Raw genomic sequence first — 17,984 nt, forward strand, 5'->3', positions numbered from 1 at the left:
GGGGATTTTATGAAAACGATAATAAGTTTTCATAAATTGTAGCTATAAATAAAAATTATGTTATAATATATACAACGTTATGGAGGTTACCAATGTACCAAAAAGTATACATAGATAATAATATTGAAAATTTAATAACTGATGAAATTAGGAGTGTATTTAATGATTATTCTATACCTTTTAGTTTTATAGAAGACTCAAATATTGCCGATAGAAATGCATTGTATTTAACTAATGATAAAGAAAAACTTAGTGATAAGTTAATAAATGTATTTTTATTGAGTGATGAATATGATTTTTTAGATGTAAAAAATTCAATTTTTATTAAAAACATAGAAGATATAGTAAATGTTATAAAAAACGATGTTTGGAAAAAATGGGCACAGGAATTGCAGTTTTTAGCACAGTGCAGTTTAGCGTATAGTAAGGATAGGTTTGATAGAGAACGCTCTGAAAGAATTAGAGAAATCGCATGTGAGATGTTAGCATTCAAATATGATTTACCTATTGACAAGATAAAAATAGATTTTGCTGGTGAAATAGGATATCAAACACCAAAAGTTGAAACTAGAGCGGCGATAATTAAGGATAATAAGATACTGTTGGTTAGGGAGCAATTTGATGGGAAATGGGCGTTGCCAGGTGGGTATCAGGATGTGAATATGAGTATTAGAGAAAATGTTATAAAAGAAGCAAGCGAGGAAGCAGGTGCTGTGGTTAAACCGCAAAAAGTAGTAGCAGTTCTTGATTATAATAGACATCATCACGTTAATTTTCCATTTGGTATGGTGAAAATATTTGTCTTATGTGAATATATTTCTCATAATTTTCATGAGAATACGGAAACTTTAGGTGCCGAGTTCTATTCGTTAGATGAATTACCGGAATTATCATTAACTAGAACTACGAAAAAACAATTGGAAACGTGTTTTGAATGTTATAAAAATCCTGAAAAATGGGATACTATATTTGATTAATATATTTTAGGAGATGGTTTTAAAAATATGAATTTACGAGAGACTTTAATAAATAAAAATCTTCCCGTACATGAGCAACTCATGTTTTGTTTGTTGTTAACTGCGGTTGGAGGTTTTTTCGATGCTTATACATTTGTTAACTGTGATGGTATTTTTGCTAATGCGCAGACAGGAAATTTAATTTTTGTAGGTATAGACTTAATTGAAGGAAACTTTCGAGAGGTTTTACATTATTCAATACCGATATTATCTTTTATAGTAGGAGTATTGGTGAGTAAACATATCGAAACGAAGTATAAAGAATTATCTATATTTAAACACATATATATGTTATTGCTTACACAAATATTTGCTTTGTTGGTTATATTATTTAAACATCAATATTTAGGTGTAGATATTAGACCCATTGTAATATCATTTATCTGTGCAATTCAGTTTGATGGTTTTAGAAAAGTAAATAATTTAGTTTTTGCAAGTGTATTTTGCACAGGGAATCTGCGCTCTATGAGCGAGCATTTATATAAGTATGTTGTTTTGAAGAAAAAAGAAAGTAAAACTCCTCTTGCGATTTATTCTACGGTTATCTCGGTGTTCTTATCGGGGGTAGTTTTAGGGGCTGCAATGTCAAAGATTTTCTTGCATAAGGCGATTTTTGTACCACTGATTATTATATGTATTAACTTATTTTTGGTTACTACTATTTATCATAAGTTTGGGAGAAAAAAAATATAAAATAATAAAATTTCAAGGCGATTTTAGATATTAGTTATTAACTTTTATAAACGTCTTGAAATTTTTATATTTAAATAAAAATTGTTATAAATGCATTTACATAAAGTTTTATAGATGTTATAATCAATATAGAGATAAAAATTAGGGTAATTTTAATACTAAGGGGGTATTTTTATGAGTGAAACAGTATTAAAAAAATTCAATGAATATTTGTTAAATAGAAAAGAGTTTTCTACTAACACTATTAATTCGTACGATAGGGATTTGAAAAAAATCTTTTTATATTTAGCGGAAAAAGGGTATTCTACTGAAGATTATTCTTGGTTAAATGAAGAATTTGTATCTAGATACATTGATTACCTTAAAGATAAGGATTATTCTTCTGCAACTTTATCAAGAACTATTTCGACTGTTCACATCTTTGTGGAGTATTTATGGATTGAAAAGATTATTCCAAATAGAGTAAATATAGAAGTTCATATCGATAAAGAAGATCATCATGATTTAGTGATTTTCACAAGACAAGAAATTGCTAAAATTCTAGATGTGAAAACGAACAATTTAATGGGGTATAGAGACAAAGCTATTTTTGAATTATCTTATTCTATTGGAATTAAACCAACAGAGTGTATTAATCTAGAACTTAAAGATATTAATACTACTATCGGATATTTAAAATATAGAAAAAAAGAAGGCTATAGAACAATAGCACTTAATAGAGAATCAGTTGAAGCTATTGAAAATTATATAGTAGAGTTGAAAAAAGAATACCCAAAAATCAAAGATGATAGTAAATTGTTCTTGAATCATGACGGTGAAGGTATTAGTCGTCAAGGCTTTTGGAAAATATTCAAAAAACGTCAACAAGATTTAGGATTAACAAAAGAACTAAATACTATGAATTTTAGAAACTCTCTTGCTATTCATCTGCTTGAAGATAAGGTGCCTGCAGAAGAAGTTCAAGAGTTATTAGGTTTAAAAAATATTAATAGTTTAAAACTATATTTCTCTAGTTTGGAGGGAAATAAATCGAAAAGAATGATGACGAATCATCCAAGAAAAACGATTAATTAAAGGATAAAATAAATGTATAATGTTAACTTAGAGGTTTTTCAAGGCCCACTTGATTTGCTTTTGCATTTGATTGAAAAAATGGAGATAGATATTTATAATATACCTATAGCTCGTCTAACAGAGAGTTATTTGGAATATATAAATAATAGCGAAGAATTTTCATTAGAAAATGCAGAGGAATATATTGTAATGGCAGCAACACTATTACACATAAAGAGTAAAAATTTACTTCCTAAGTTTGAAGATGAAACTATAGAAGACGAAGAAGATTTGGTTCAGCAGCTTCTTGATTATAAAAATTACAAGGAACTTAGCGAAAAACTTGATAATCTTCAAAAAATTAGAGCACAGTTCTTAGATAAAGAAAGTGTAAATATTGAAGTAGAGGGTAGTATAGAAACACTAAGAATGCCTTCTTCGAAGTTGTTACAAGCTATGGAGAATATTCTTAGGTCTCTTGAAGATAAAGAAAATGATGTGTCATTGGTAAGTTATCGCAGAGAAGTTTCATTTGAACAAGTGAAAGAAGAACTAGTTAATAAGTTTAAAAACAGAAGAAATATGTCATTTTTCGAGTTGATTAAGTCATATTCGCAAAAGAATGAAGTTGTTTTGGTTTTTATGGGGATATTAGCGATGATTAAAGATCAGGAATTGCTATGTGTTGACAAAGATAGTGAAATCATTCTAGAATATAAATCGAAGGAAAATTAATATGCTATTAGATGAAATAAAAAAAATAATTGAGGCTTTGCTTTTTATGAAAGGTGAAGATGGACTTAATATTGAATATTTTTCTACTTTTATAGAAGTTGAGCCTCATGAAGCTGAAAATATGCTAAATGTATTTTGTGAAGAGTATAATAATGCTAATAATTCGCTAATAATTAAGAAATTTGGTACAACTTACAAAATGTTATTAAGAGATGAGATGGCTGAGGTAATAAAAAAAGCTGTAATATCTAAGAATCTTGTTAAGTTATCCAAAGCTTCTTTGGAGACTTTAGCAATTATCGCATATAATCAACCGATAACAAAAGTTCAAATCGATAAAATAAGGGGTGTAAGTAGTGATTCTATATTACACTCTCTTGTTAGTAAGGAACTTATAGTATCTAATAAAACATTAGATACTATTGGTAAGCCGAAGCTATATGAAACAACTGATATATTTTTAGATGTTTTTGGATTAGAAAGTCTGGAACAATTACCTAAATCAGAAATTGTTACTAGTGAAGAAATAAATAAATTTTTACAAAATTAGGAGGACGAGATGGCAGAAAGACTGCAAAAATTAATAGCGGCATCAGGGTATACATCACGAAGAAAGGCTGAACAACTTATTCTTGATGGAAAAGTGAGTGTCAATGGTGAAGTTGTAAAAGAATTAGGAGCTAAAGCGGAACCGAGTGACATTATTATCGTAGAAGGAGTCCGATTATTAAAAGAAAACAAGAGATATTACTTATTCTATAAACCAGAAAAAGTAATTACATCTATGTCTGATGAAAAAGATCGTACATGTGTAAAAGACTTTTTTGAAAATGTTAATGAACGTGTAGTACCTGTAGGAAGATTAGACTACGATACTTCAGGTGCACTTATTATGTCAAATGACGGTGAGTTTATTAATTTAGTAACACACCCTAAGCATAAAATTAAAAAGACATATGTTGCAAAAATTAATGGAAAATTAGAAGATAATCATCTGAGAATACTTCGTAATGGGGTTAGAATCGATAATTATAAAACTGCTAAAGCGGAAGTTAATATTGTTAAAAATAAAAATAAGAGTGGAAATACACTAGTGAGATTAACAATTCATGAAGGGAAAAATCGCCAAGTAAGAAGAATGTTTGAAGTATTAGGTTATGAGGTGATTAAATTAAAACGTGAATCTATAGAAGATTTAACTTTAGAAGGGCTAAAAAAGGGTGAGTATAGACCTCTTACAATTCATGAAGTAAAAAGACTTATTAATAAGGCTAAAAATGGAGAGAAGTAAATAATTAGGAAGTGATGTATAGTGGCAGAGAGAGTATTAATAATAGATGACGAGGAAAGAATTAGAAAATTATTGACTATGTATCTTGAAAAAGAAGGATATATTGTTGATGAAGCTAGTAATGGTCATGATGGTTTAGAAAGATTAAAGTATATGGACTATTCTTGTGTGCTTCTAGATGTTCAACTACCGATGCTGAATGGGAAATCAATTTTATCGGAACTTAGAAAGACTAAGGCGACACCGGTGATAATCATGTCAGCTCAAGCTGATGAACAAAGTAGAGTTGAAGGGTTTGAATTAGGTGCAGATGATTATGTTGTTAAACCTTTTAGCCCAAGAGAGCTGATGCTAAGAATTAAAGCCATTCTTCAGCGTACAAAGAGAAGTGTCTTTTATACTCCAGAACTTTATGCAAAAGATGTACTTGTTTTTCCAGGGTTAATCATTGATGTTAATTCGCATAAAGTTATTGTCGATGACAGTGAAGTATTGTTAACTCCTAAAGAGTTCGATTTGCTACTATTTTTAGCTAAATCACCGGACAAGGCATTTAAACGTAATGAAATACTTCGTGCTGTTTGGGATTATGATTTTTATTCAGATCTCAGAACTGTTGACACTCATATTAAACGTGTTAGGAAAAAATTTGATAAAATATCTCCAAAGGTTGCTCAGATGATTGTAACGGTTTGGGGAATAGGATATAAATTTGATACATCACAAAATAGTCTATAAAAGGAGAATATATGCTAGCATTTTATAGAAATTTAGCAAAATTAACTAGAACTGCGAGTAAATTAGCAGGAAAAAAGGGAACGGATTTACCTGGTAAGGTATTAAGAAAAGTAAATGATAATGTTCTTACTAAATTAGCTAGTGATTTTGATGAAATTGTTTTTGTAACTGGGACTAATGGGAAAACAACAACATCAAATCTTATCGGTCACACTTTAAAAAGTGCTGGTGAAAACTTTATTAATAATTTTGAAGGAGCAAATATGCTAGATGGTATTATCTCAACATTTGCTATTCAGGGAAGAAACAATACTAAATTAGCTATTATTGAAATTGATGAAGGTTCTATTAAACGTGTTATGAAATATATTACACCAACAAAATTTGTTATCAATAACTTCTTTAGAGATCAAATTGATAGATTTGGTGAAATAGACACATTAATTGCGACGATTGGAGAACAGCTTGAAGGGGAAAAAATCCAGTTAATCTTAAATAGTGATGATCCATTTGTTACAAGACTTTCTAAGTATGGTGAAGATAATATTTATTTTGGAATTGCAAAGGATGCATATCAGTTTTCTGATTTTGGAATTTCTGAGTCTAAATTCTGTCCGAATTGTGGTATGGAGTTGATTTATGATCATGTTCACTATAGTCAACTTGGATTTTACCATTGTTCTAAATGTGATTTTAAACATCAAAGCGTTAAGTATGAAGTAACAAGAGCTTCAGTTGAACCTTTTATTAAGATGAGTATTAATAATGAAGAAGCAATAGAGACAAAACTAGCTGGAGATTATAATATCTACAATCTTTTAGCAGCTTATTCATTACTTAAAGAATTAGGGTTATCTGAAGAAAAGATAAAAAATGGACTTGGAACATACACTCCTACTAATGGTCGTATGCAAAGTATTAGTTTTGCAAATGGATCTACAGTATTATTAAATTTAGCGAAAAATCCGGCGGGGCTAAATGCATCACTAGCTATAGCTAACTCAATTAAGGAAGAAATAAACTATTTATTAGTCCTTAATGATAACGGTGCTGATGGAATTGATATATCATGGATATGGGATACAGATTTCAATATACTAGCAGGACAAAATATTAATAATATAGTTTGTTCTGGAAAGCGAGCAAAGGAATTAGCTCTAAGATTAAAATATAGTGAAGTAGAAGCTAATATTGTAGTTTATGAAGATATATCAGAGGCTGTTACTAAGCTGAAAAATTATACTGAAAAATATGCGATTGCTATTCCGAATTACACAGCTTTAGTAGAAACTCAAAGAGAATTGGAGAAATAATTCTATGGATTTAAAATTATATCATTTTATGCCAGATAAATTGAATTTATATGGTGATATAGGAAATGTGATTGCACTAAAGAAACGTTGTGAATGGCGTGGAATTAATCTTGAGATTGAAAATATTACATCTACTGATGGTGTTAAACTAACAGATTGTGATATGTTTTTTATCGGCGGTGGATCTGATAGGGAACAATGCATTGCAACTGAACAGTTTAGTAAGATTAAGAATGAATTCAAGGCGGCTATTGAAGATGGGATTCCAGCTCTTACTATTTGTGGTGGCTATCAATTTCTTGGTGAATATTATAAAACTGTGGATGGCGATAAGTTACCAGGTTTAAATATACTAGATTTTTACACAGAATCAAAAAAAGATGCACCGCGTCTTATAGGTAATATACTCGTTGAATCTGAAAAATTTGGTAATATTGTAGGGTTTGAGAATCATGGTGGAAGAACATATCACAATTATGAAACTCTAGGAAATGTAGTGGTTGGATACGGAAATAATGATGAAGATAAAAAAGAAGGGATTCTATACAATAATCTGATTGGAACTTATCTTCATGGTCCAATTTTACCTAAGAACCCTAATGTAACAGATTATCTAATTAAAGCTGCATTAGATAACAAATATGGAACTTATGACTTTATTGAATTAAATAATGATATAGAGTTGAATGCTAATAAACATATGGTCGAACTGTTGAAAAGACAAATAAATAAGAAATAGGACTGATATAAAAGGTCTAAATTTAAAAGTTTATATTAAACTCATATTCATAAATGCAGTGGTTTGTTGGGGCTGACTCAAAAGTCCTAAATTTTTTAAAAAAGTGTATATTATAACTCATAGACGCAGTGGTTTATTGATTTCAAAAATCGCTTTATAAAAGCTTTTTTGAAATCTAATAAACTGTGCGGGAGTGACTTAACAAAATTGATTTTCCGAAATCATGATTTTTGAGTCACTCCCATTTTTTTATTTTTAAAATTGTTGGATACATTCTTTAAACTTAGTGATAAGTTCAGGAATTAATTCTTTATCTAAGCATGAGAATGCTATTCTTATATGTTCATCGTCCATTGAATATACTCCATATTTATATTCATTTAAGAATTTTAATCTAAACCGATGAGCATTAATTGTGCTGGGTAGTTTAATAGTGAAGAAATAACCAGAGTTGAAAGGTAAAACTGTAACTAAAGTATCTATTTGTTCTTTAGTGATAGCTGATTTTAGTTCATTATATCTTTCTTGGATAATATTATCATTTTCTTCTTTTTCTTTAAGTGATTCTTCGTTGTCTAGTAATCTTATTGCAATTTGTTGTGATAAGTTTGATGGCGATGATGTTGTGCTTCTTAAATATCCTTGTGTTTTTTCTTGAAGTTTTAGTCGTAATGAGCCATCCTTTGTATAATATGTGATGAAACCTACACGAAGCCCCCAACTGTAGAACTCTTTAGTGATTCCATCTAATTTAACTATTAGGCAGTTTGAATTTTCTGCAAGTTTATATGTTGCACTAAGAGTAGGAGTTTTGTGATTATCTTCGAAAAATAATCCGAAGTAAGCATCATCAGAAACGATGATAAGTTGTTTATTTGGGTGCTCTTTAGCGAAAATGTTAATTACTTCAACTAATTGAGTTAATTCTTCATCTGATGGCGTATAACCTGTTGGGTTATTAGGAAAGTTTAATATTAATGAAATTTTATCTTCTTTAATTGCATATAGTGCTGTTTTAAAGTTTTCGACATTAAAATTATTATTTTCATCAAATTGGTTGTATTTATAGATGTTGTTCCCTAATTTAATTGTGTATATTTGTGCGTAGTTTTGCCAAAATAGATTCGGTAAAAGTAAAGCATCCTCCGCCTCACTAAATAAATTTGCAGCAATATCAATACCTTGTGTAATACCTGTAGTTACCATTGGTAAAGATAAATATTTATCATTAATTTTAGGATTATCTTTTAAGATTTTTTCTTTCCATAATTCTCTCATTTTAGGTAATCCTGGTGTTGGAGAATATGGTAAATATTCTGAATTGTTTATTTCTGTTATGACCTTGTTTATTGTTGGTAGTGCCATTGCTTTTTTGTTTACTGTAGCAATACCAATTGTAGCATTAATTGCTCCTTCAACGGCGGCTGTTTCTTTTGATTGAATTAGTACATCTTGAGGTAAAATAATATTTTCACCTAATTTTGAAAAAAATGACATAGTATTCCTCCTGTTTAGTATATAAATTAATTATACCACTAATAGCTGATTACTAAAAGATTTTAACAAGAGTATTTTTATAATCGTAGCTAAAATTTGTTATTTGTGGTAGGATAGTAATATCTGATTAAGGTAGGAGAATTTGAATGAAAAGTATAGATTTATTAAAAAATAAAGGTGTAATGAATTTTACTCCGATATTCTTACTAATTATTGCATATTCATTTTTACAAGGTATACTATTTGAATATATCTTTAAAAATATAGTTGGTTATAATATTATATCTGTTTTATGTTCGTATATATTATCAGCTGTTATTTTATTATTTTTTGTGAAGTATTTTGAAAAAACAACGTTTGATTATTTTGGTTTTAGTAAAGAAAATAATTTAGTAGCTGTTAAAGCTGGATTAGGATTAGCTATATTTTATGTTGTAGGAGTAGTAACTATTTTGTTAATGTCGAATAGCATATCTCTAGCGTTATCTAAGGATTTAAATATTGGCATAATAATTATTCTTATAATATTAGTTTTAATGCAAGGCTTTCTAGAAGAGATTGTTTTTAGAGGTTATTTGATGACAAGATTAGCAGCAAAAAAAGGGAAATGGATAGCCATTATATTGAGTTCGTTATTTTACCTAGTTTTTCGTATGTCTAATCCGACTACATCAAAACTAGATTTAATAAATATATTTTTAATATCAATTGTAATGTCATTATTATATTGGTATTTTGATAATGTTTTAATTATTGCAATTTTTCATGCTTTTTGGAATTGTATTTCAGGTGTGATATTTGGGTTTAATATAAGTGGGATTAGGGTATCTGATTCAATATTCATTGTTGAGGCAATTAGTGATAAACAAATACTAATCGGGGGAAGTTATGGAATAGAAGGTACTATCATTACTACAGTTTTCTTTGCTATTTTAGGACTTTTGGTGTATATGGGCTTATATCTAAAAATGTTTAGAAGAATAGCAAAAAATAATTAGAAATTGACTAAGATATAAAATTTTAAGATTATTATTTTATATCTTATTTTTTATTGTTTTTAATGCTAAAAAGCAACAAAACAATCAGTTCAAATGTTCTTATATTAATTATTTTTAGTACTATTTGCTAGTAAATATAGATAGAATATGTTATAATAATGTGTATCTTTTTGGGCTTTATATCGATTTGATAATAAAAAGATAATAAGATATAAGAAAAGTTCAATAATGTGAGGTGTAATTATGGTTAAAAAGAAAGATGAAGTAAGATGTTCTTTTTGTGGAAAAAATACTAATGAAGTTTTTAAAATGATTGCTGGGAATGACGTATTTATTTGTGATGAGTGCGTTGATTTATGCTCAGATATCATAGATGAAGAAATTGACTATAGAAATGCAAAAAATAAACCGGTATTTAAATTATTAGAACCTCAAAAAATCATGGAACATTTAAATGAGTATGTAATTAGCCAAGATAAAGCTAAGAAATCAGTAGCGGTCGCTGTTTACAATCATTATAAGAGAATAATAGCAAAAGAAAACAAGGGTATAGAATTACAAAAAAGTAATATTGCTTTAATAGGTAGCACTGGATCTGGGAAAACATTAATAGCGCAAACATTAGCGAAGATGCTTGATGTGCCTTTTGCAATTTCTGATGCAACTACATTAACAGAAGCTGGATATGTAGGGGAAGATGTTGAAAATATTCTTCTTCGACTTATTCAAAGTGCGAATTACGATATAGAAAGAGCGGAAAAAGGTATTATCTATATCGATGAAATTGATAAAATTGCTAAAAAAGGTGAAAATGTATCGATTACACGTGATGTTTCTGGAGAAGGGGTTCAACAAGCTCTTCTTAAAATTTTAGAAGGGACTGTTGCTAGCGTTCCACCGCAAGGCGGAAGAAAACACCCTGGGGAAGAAATGATTAAAATCAATACTAAGAATATACTGTTCATAATTGGGGGGGCATTCTCAGGTATTGAAGAAATTATTAAGCGCCGTCTAGGAGAGAAAGTTATTGGTTTCTCTAAGAGTGAGGAATTAAATGATAGTGAGGATATCATTTCTAAAGTTAAACATGAAGATTTAGTTAAATTTGGTATGATTCCAGAATTTATCGGTCGTATTCCAGTTGTTTGTTATTTAGAAGAACTAGATGAGAAAGATTTAGTTAGAGTATTAACTGAGCCTAAGAATTCTGTTGTTAAACAGTATGAGTATCTTTTTGAACTTGATGGAGTAAAACTAGTATTTGAAAAAGAAGCTCTTGAAGAAATTGCTAAAGAATCGATTAAGAGAAAAACAGGAGCGCGTGGATTACGTTCTATTATCGAAGAGTTGTTACTAGATGTAATGTTTGAGATTCCAAGTAAAAAAGATATTAAAACTTGTACCGTAACGCGTGATAATGTAATTAATAAAACAAAACCAATTTTAAAATAAATAGGTTAGAGAGGAGTTCGTTTTGACAAAATATTATTTATTAGAGAATAGAGATTTATTCTTTCCGTCTAATACTTATACAATAGATGTAACGGACAAAAAATTTTTAAAAACGATAAAAACTGTAAAAAAAGATAAGATCCCAGTTTTTGTAACATATAAGAGAAAACCAATTGATAGTTATGATGATTCTTTTTCTGAAGAGGATGTATTTGATAGTAATGGATTCAATGTTTTCTTTGGGACATATGGTCAACTTACAATTGATAAAAAGAATAAAAAGTATGAATACCACTGCTACGGTATAGCCGAGGTTAAAAGTGGCGTTTATAACAATAATATTGTAGAAAATTTAGATATTAATATAAGAGAAATTGTAGATAATGGATTTGATAAAACATCTTTATTAAATAGTATTAGAACTAATTTCCTTAATTACTTAAAAAGAGAAAACTTTGATATTGATTACTATAAAACTGATGATTTGGAGAAGTTTATAAATAAAAACATTAAATTTTTCCCAATTGATAAGATTCTTAAACAAAGAGTGTTGTTTTTACTAGATTTAGAGAAAAAAGCAATTTTCTTAAATAGAAGTTTAGAAGCATTTTTAGTTGGTAATAGATATAAGCGTGAGATAGATGAAAAAGTACGTGAGAATATTGATAATCAACAGAAAGAATACTTCTTAAGAGAACAGATGAAAGTTGTTCAGGATGAATTGAAACAAATTGCACCTGAAGATGATGATATTGAAAAAATTCGTCAGGCTATTAATGCAATTGAGTTATCAGAAGAAGACAAGGCAGTATTATTAAAGGAAGTAGACCGTTTAGAGAAAACACCGGTGATGAGTCCGGAACATTCTATAATTAGAACTTACCTAGATACTGTAGTAGCTTTACCATGGAATACATTAACTGATGATGAAATTGATATACAAAATGCTGAAAAAATTCTAAATGAAGATCACTATGGCTTAGAAAAAATAAAAGAGAGAATTTTAGAATTTTTAGCGGTTAAAAAATTAAGAGAAGATATGAATTCTCCAATATTATGTTTATCTGGACCTCCGGGAGTAGGTAAGAGCTCATTAGCTAAGTCTATTGCCGCTTCTATGGGAAGAAGTTTTGTACGTATTTCTCTAGGAGGTGTTCATGATGAAGCTGAAATTCGTGGACATAGGAGAACATATTTAGGTGCTTTACCAGGTAAAATTATTCAGTCACTGAAGAAAATTAAGACTAAAAATCCTGTAATTCTTCTTGATGAAATCGATAAGATGGCTTCTGATATAAAAGGTGATCCGGCGGCTGCGATGCTTGAGGTGATTGATCCAGCTCAAAATAATGAGTTTGTTGATCATTATTTAGATATTCCGTTTGATTTATCGAAAGTGCTGTTTATTGCTACTGCAAATAATTTAAGTTTAATTCCAGCCCCTCTTAGAGATAGGATGGAAGTTATTGAACTTGAATCATATACGATTAAAGAAAAGGAAAATATTGCTACTAAGTATTTAATTCCACGTCAAATTAAAGAAAATGGACTTAAAAAAGGTCAAATTACTTTTAGTAAACAAGCTATTAATAAAATAATTAATGGATACACTTATGAGGCTGGTGTTAGGAACTTAGAGCGTGTCTTTGGCTCTGTTTGTAGAAAAGCTGCGTTAAAAGTTCTTAAGGGAGAAGAAAAAATCAAGGTTGGAGTTAATAATCTTGAGGAATTTGCGGGTCCAGAGAAATATAGTGCTAAAGATAAAAATGTAAAACCTGAGATTGGTTTAGTTAATGGTTTAGCATATACTGTTGTAGGTGGGGATACACTTGAGATAGAAACGGGAATTTCTAAAGGTAATGGGAAAATCATTCTAACTGGTAAGCTAGGGGATGTTATGAAAGAATCAGCACAAATGGCTATTTCATTCTTACGCTCTAATGCAGCAAAACTAGGAATTGAAGATGTTAATTTCTCAGAAATTGATATACATCTACATGTTCCAGAAGGAGCAGTTCCTAAAGATGGTCCATCAGCAGGTATTACAATAACTACTTCAGTTTATTCAGCTTTAACTAAAAAGCCAGTTGATAATAATATTGCAATGACTGGAGAAATGACCCTACATGGTAAAGTGTTGCCAATAGGTGGAGTTAAAGAAAAAATCTTAAGTTCAGAAAAAATGAATATTAATACTATAATTATTCCAACTAAGAATAAGAAAGATTTAATTGATATACCTGAAGAAGTTCTTGAAAAATTAACTATTCACACAGTAGATAATATTCAAGAAGTGTTTAAAATAGTATTTGGAGAATAGAAATGAAAAAGTTAAATACACATAATGTTGACCTACTTATTAGTGCGGTATCGCAAAAACAATATCCAGAACATGAAAAGCCTGAAGTTGCGATGTGTGGTCGTTCAAACGTTGGGAAATCATCATTTATTAATACAATTTTAGAGAGAAAAAACTATGCTCGTGTTTCTTCTAAACCAGGGAAGACTCGTACACTAAACTTTTTTGATGTAGATAATCAAGTTGTTCTAGTAGACGTACCGGGATATGGATATGCAAAATTATCAAAACCTGAAAAAGAAAAACTATATGATATGATAGTTGAGTATTTTACTAATAGTGAAAACCTTGGATTTGTATTACATTTAATTGATAGTAGACACAAGCCTTCTCAAGATGATATTGAGATGAATGAATTTTTAAATTACTACGAGATTCCATTCGTAATCGTTATGACAAAAATTGATAAAATATCAAAAAATGAATTGGCTAAAAATACGGGGATTATAAAACGAGAATTAGACCTAACGAATAATATGGCAATTATTCCATTTTCTTCGGTTACTAAAATAGGTAAAGAGCAAGTACTTAGTGAAATTGCTAAAGTATTAGAAGATTAATATATGAAATAGAGGTGAGGAGTGGCTCGAAAATCGTGATTTCTTAAGAAACAAGATTTTGTCGAGTCACTCCCTCAAAGTTTATTAGATAACTAAAAAGCTGTTATGAAGCTAATTTAGCTGTGAATAACTCACTACAACAATGAGTTCTTATATAGCCTATTTTAAAATTTAGAATTTTTAGGTTATTCCTATATAATATAGGTTAATTTTTATAAATATTTTATCTTTACATGATAAAACAAACCTGTTATAATAAGGTTTAGGTGAGTCAACAAAAAAAGTTGACATTTTTCACCGAAAAGTATTGACATACTTTTATTTTAATGTTAGAATTATATCTAGCTTAGAAAACTTAGCGTTATAGATTCAACTTTTTCATTAAAACACTTCATAAACACACACACATAAAATTAATAAAAAAGTTGAAACATAAGGAGTACAAACATGGCAGTAAAAATCCGTTTAAAAAGATTAGGTGCTAAAAAATCACCTTTCTACCGTATCGTTGTTGCTGATTCAAGATCTCCACGTGATGGACGTTCTATCGAAACTATCGGTACTTACAATGCTGTTAAAGAACCAGCAGAAGTTAAAATCGATGAAGAGTTAGCATTAAAATGGTTAGGTAATGGAGCTCAACCTTCTGACACAGTTAGAAGTTTATTATCAAAAGAAGGAATTATGAAAAAATTCCACGATTCAAAATTAAATAAATAAGATATTTAGCCCCTTAGTAAAATAAGGGGTTTTTGTTTGTTTGGAATTGTGTTATAATATAGTAAAATTTTAAATAATATCCGACTACATGGCTGTAGGGTGAGGTTGAAATATAATATAATAGGAGGATAATATATGGAATATTTAATAGAAATATTACCTAGTTTAATGAACGGTGCTCTTATAACACTAGAAGTATTTTTTCTAGTATTAGTTTTGTCTATACCGTTAGGGGTTGTTGTTGCTTTTATAATGCGTTTTAATATAAAATTATTAAATTATTTTATTAATATCTATATATGGATTATGCGTGGAACGCCATTATTATTGCAGTTGATCTTTATCTACTATGTATTACCATCTGTAGGAATACGTTTCGATAGACTTCCAGCGGCTATAATAGCATTTACATTGAACTATGCAGCTTATTTTGCTGAAATTTTCCGTGGAGGTATTGAATCGATACCAAAAGGTCAATATGAAGCAGCAAAGGTATTGAAATTTACTCAGTTTCAAACAATTAGATACGTTATATTACCGCAAGTAGTTAAAATAGTTCTACCTAGTGTATTTAATGAGATAATGAGTCTTGTTAAAGATACATCATTAGTGTATGCATTAGGTATTAGTGATTTAATATTAGCAAGTAGAACAGCAGCCAATAGGGATGCTAGTTTATTACCAATGTTTGTTGCAGGAGCTATTTATCTGATTTTAATAGGGGTAGTAACGCTTGTATCTAAACAAGTAGAGAAACGTTATAATTATGATAGGAGGTAACTTATGTTAGAATTAAAAAATATTAGTAAAAAATTCAAAGATCGACAAATACTATCGGATTTTAATTTAACAGTTGAAGAGAATAAGATTTTAGCAATAGTAGGACCTTCTGGTGGCGGTAAGACTACTTTATTAAGAATGTTAGCCGGTCTTGAAAAAATTGATTCAGGCGAGATTATTTATAACGGTGCACCACTTCCAATAGACGAATTGGAAAAAAGAAATCTTTTAGGTTTTGTATTCCAAGATTTTCAGTTATTTCCTCATCTTACTGTTCTAGAAAATTTAGTTTTATCTCCAATTAAAACTATGAATATGGCAAAAAATGTTGCAGAGAAAAAGGCTGTTGAGTTACTAGAGAAGCTAGGGTTAGAAAAGCAGATTAATAATTATCCGACTTCATTATCAGGAGGTCAAAAACAAAGGGTTGCTTTAGCTCGAGCTATGATGATAGAACCAAAAATTATAGGTTATGACGAACCAACGAGTGCATTAGATCCTGAGTTAAGATTAGAAGTTGAAAAATTAATACTTAAGAACAGAGAATTAGGTATTACACAAATTGTTGTAACTCACGATTTACAATTTGCTGAAAATATAGCGGATAGTATTGTGAAAGTAGAACCAAGATAAGAGGTGATTAAATGAGAAAGTTAAAATTCCTTATTACACTTATTATTACCGTTCTAATAGTTACTGCATGTGCCTCAGGAGGAAAAGATAAACCAAAAAAAGATAATTGGAATGATTTTCAAACAGATAAGAAGATTATTATTGGTTTTGATAACACATTTGTACCGATGGGATTCCAAGATAAAAGTGGTAAAAATATAGGTTTTGATATAGATTTAGCGAATACAGTTTTTGAAAAGTATGGAATTAAGGTACAGTGGCAGGCTATTAACTGGGATTTAAAAGAAACTGAATTAAAAAATGGAAATATTGATTTAATTTGGAATGGTTATTCTAAAACTACAGAAAGAGAGGCTGTTGTTCAATTTACTAAACAGTATATGGTTAATGAACAGGTCATAGTAGTAAAAAAATCTAAAAATATTAAAAATTTAAGTGACTTAAAAGATAAAGTTCTAGGTGCCCAAAACGGTTCATCTGGATATGATACTTTTAATGAGAATCCAGAAGTTCTTAAAAATATTGTGAAGAATAATGATGCAACTCAATATGAGAGTTTTAATGAGGCTTTAATTGACTTAGAAAATGATAGAATAGATGCATTGTTAATCGATAGAGTATATGCGAACTATTATTTAAAACAACAAAACAAATTAAATGATTTTGATATTTTAAATGCTGGGTTTGATAGTGAGGCCTTTGCAGTTGGAGCAAGAAAAGCAGATGTAACACTTGTTAATAAAATTAATGAAGCATTTTATGAGATGTATAAAGAGGGAGCATTCCAAAAAATTTCTGAGAAATGGTTCGGAGAAGATGTTGCAACTGAAGAAGTAAAAAGTAAATAAATTATTTGGAGGCAAGCTATTGAAAAGAATTTAAATAGTAAGCCTCCTTTTAGTGTAAACATGTAAATAAGAAAATTAGGGATAAAATTTAAAAGGTAGAAGAAGTAATAGCTGTCAACAAAAAAAGTTTACAAATATTAGTAAAAGTACTTGATTTTTTTTAGAATATTATTTATAATAAGTAGGTATGTGATTAACTCACTGAAAAATAACTCTGTTCGTATTAAAAGCGTTCAGGGCAGAAGGAGACGATAATAATGAGAGAAGGAATTCACCCAGATTACCGTAAAGTTGTATTCATGGATACTACTAGTGGTTTCAAATTTTTAAGTGGTTCAACTAAACCATCTAAAGAAACTATTGAGTGGGAAGATGGAAATACATACCCATTATTAAAAGTTGAGATCTCTTCAGATACACACCCATTCTACACAGGGCGTCAAAGATTCGCTCAAGCAGATGGTCGTATCGAACGTTTCAACAAAAAATACGGTATCAAGTAAGAAAAATAAAACAGACATTTCTTTATTGGATTGTCTGTTTTTATTCTATTAGTAAT

19 protein-coding genes are annotated in these 17,984 nt (G+C 29.4%); 18 read left to right on the forward strand and 1 reads right to left on the reverse strand.

All coding sequences use genetic code 11. The annotated features are described in order from the left end of the window. Positions 1–92 precede the first annotated feature (92 nt). The 9 genes from ACO6OL_RS03485 to ACO6OL_RS03525 all read left to right on the forward strand — a co-directional run bounded on the left by ACO6OL_RS03485 (position 93) and on the right by ACO6OL_RS03525 (position 7,578). On the forward strand, positions 93–977 hold the full coding sequence (locus ACO6OL_RS03485; RefSeq protein WP_485502148.1) for an NUDIX hydrolase: 885 nt from the start codon (positions 93–95) through the stop codon (positions 975–977). 27 nt (positions 978–1,004) lie between these two features. Then, entirely contained in the window at positions 1,005–1,709 is a 705-nt protein-coding gene (locus ACO6OL_RS03490; protein WP_485489613.1) for a YoaK family protein, read from the forward strand. A 174-nt stretch (positions 1,710–1,883) separates the two neighbouring features. Next, positions 1,884–2,783 carry a tyrosine-type recombinase/integrase gene (locus ACO6OL_RS03495; protein ID WP_314160207.1) on the forward strand — a complete coding sequence of 300 codons (900 nt, stop codon included), beginning with the start codon at positions 1,884–1,886 and terminating at the stop codon, positions 2,781–2,783. Positions 2,784–2,795: 12 nt separating this feature from the next. After that, the gene (locus ACO6OL_RS03500) at positions 2,796–3,497 is read left to right on the forward strand and encodes a segregation and condensation protein A (protein ID WP_314160208.1); all 702 of its coding nucleotides are present in this window, start codon (positions 2,796–2,798) and stop codon (positions 3,495–3,497) included. Between the two features lies 1 nt (position 3,498). Continuing rightward, positions 3,499–4,047 carry an SMC-Scp complex subunit ScpB gene (gene scpB, locus ACO6OL_RS03505; protein WP_485502149.1) on the forward strand — a complete coding sequence of 183 codons (549 nt, stop codon included), beginning with the start codon at positions 3,499–3,501 and terminating at the stop codon, positions 4,045–4,047. A gap of 9 nt (positions 4,048–4,056) precedes the next feature. Next, entirely contained in the window at positions 4,057–4,788 is a 732-nt protein-coding gene (locus ACO6OL_RS03510) for a pseudouridine synthase (protein WP_485502150.1), read from the forward strand. A gap of 21 nt (positions 4,789–4,809) precedes the next feature. Then, a complete protein-coding gene (locus tag ACO6OL_RS03515) occupies positions 4,810–5,526 on the forward strand; it encodes a response regulator transcription factor (RefSeq protein WP_314160211.1) in 717 nt (238 codons plus the stop codon). An 11-nt stretch (positions 5,527–5,537) separates the two neighbouring features. Continuing rightward, positions 5,538–6,839 (forward strand): MurT ligase domain-containing protein, encoded by a 1,302-nt coding sequence (locus ACO6OL_RS03520; protein WP_485502151.1) that lies wholly within the window; start codon positions 5,538–5,540, stop codon positions 6,837–6,839. Between the two features lie 4 nt (positions 6,840–6,843). After that, positions 6,844–7,578, forward strand: a complete 735-nt coding sequence (locus ACO6OL_RS03525; protein ID WP_485502152.1) for a type 1 glutamine amidotransferase — start codon at positions 6,844–6,846, stop codon at positions 7,576–7,578. A gap of 255 nt (positions 7,579–7,833) precedes the next feature. Here ACO6OL_RS03525 and ACO6OL_RS03530 read toward each other — a convergent pair whose 3' ends face one another. Further along, positions 7,834–9,075, reverse strand: coding sequence for an aminotransferase class I/II-fold pyridoxal phosphate-dependent enzyme (locus ACO6OL_RS03530; protein WP_485502153.1), 1,242 nt, complete (start codon positions 9,073–9,075; stop codon positions 7,834–7,836). Between the two features lie 146 nt (positions 9,076–9,221). On the opposite strand from ACO6OL_RS03530, the gene ACO6OL_RS03535 reads away from it, so the two are divergent. The 9 genes from ACO6OL_RS03535 (at position 9,222) to ACO6OL_RS03575 (ending at position 17,928) form a co-directional block, all read left to right on the forward strand. Then, positions 9,222–10,073 (forward strand): CPBP family intramembrane glutamic endopeptidase, encoded by an 852-nt coding sequence (locus ACO6OL_RS03535; protein WP_485502154.1) that lies wholly within the window; start codon positions 9,222–9,224, stop codon positions 10,071–10,073. Between the two features lie 243 nt (positions 10,074–10,316). Next, entirely contained in the window at positions 10,317–11,525 is a 1,209-nt protein-coding gene (gene clpX, locus ACO6OL_RS03540; RefSeq protein WP_314160216.1) for an ATP-dependent Clp protease ATP-binding subunit ClpX, read from the forward strand. Positions 11,526–11,547: 22 nt separating this feature from the next. Continuing rightward, entirely contained in the window at positions 11,548–13,845 is a 2,298-nt protein-coding gene (gene lon, locus ACO6OL_RS03545) for an endopeptidase La (protein ID WP_485502155.1), read from the forward strand. Between the two features lie 2 nt (positions 13,846–13,847). Then, the gene (gene yihA / locus ACO6OL_RS03550) at positions 13,848–14,444 is read left to right on the forward strand and encodes a ribosome biogenesis GTP-binding protein YihA/YsxC (RefSeq protein ID WP_485489606.1); all 597 of its coding nucleotides are present in this window, start codon (positions 13,848–13,850) and stop codon (positions 14,442–14,444) included. A 447-nt stretch (positions 14,445–14,891) separates the two neighbouring features. Beyond that, positions 14,892–15,164, forward strand: a complete 273-nt coding sequence (gene rpsP / locus ACO6OL_RS03555) for a 30S ribosomal protein S16 (protein ID WP_003145074.1) — start codon at positions 14,892–14,894, stop codon at positions 15,162–15,164. Between the two features lie 135 nt (positions 15,165–15,299). After that, positions 15,300–15,944 carry an amino acid ABC transporter permease gene (locus ACO6OL_RS03560; RefSeq protein ID WP_485502156.1) on the forward strand — a complete coding sequence of 215 codons (645 nt, stop codon included), beginning with the start codon at positions 15,300–15,302 and terminating at the stop codon, positions 15,942–15,944. 3 nt (positions 15,945–15,947) lie between these two features. Continuing rightward, positions 15,948–16,577, forward strand: a complete 630-nt coding sequence (locus tag ACO6OL_RS03565; RefSeq protein WP_314160220.1) for an amino acid ABC transporter ATP-binding protein — start codon at positions 15,948–15,950, stop codon at positions 16,575–16,577. Between the two features lie 11 nt (positions 16,578–16,588). Further along, a complete protein-coding gene (locus tag ACO6OL_RS03570; RefSeq protein WP_485502157.1) occupies positions 16,589–17,425 on the forward strand; it encodes an amino acid ABC transporter substrate-binding protein in 837 nt (278 codons plus the stop codon). Between the two features lie 257 nt (positions 17,426–17,682). Then, complete coding sequence (locus ACO6OL_RS03575) at positions 17,683–17,928, forward strand: type B 50S ribosomal protein L31 (RefSeq protein WP_003145327.1); 246 nt, start codon at positions 17,683–17,685, stop codon at positions 17,926–17,928. Positions 17,929–17,984 lie beyond the last annotated feature (56 nt).

It is taken from the genome of Gemella sp. (assembly GCF_057272915.1).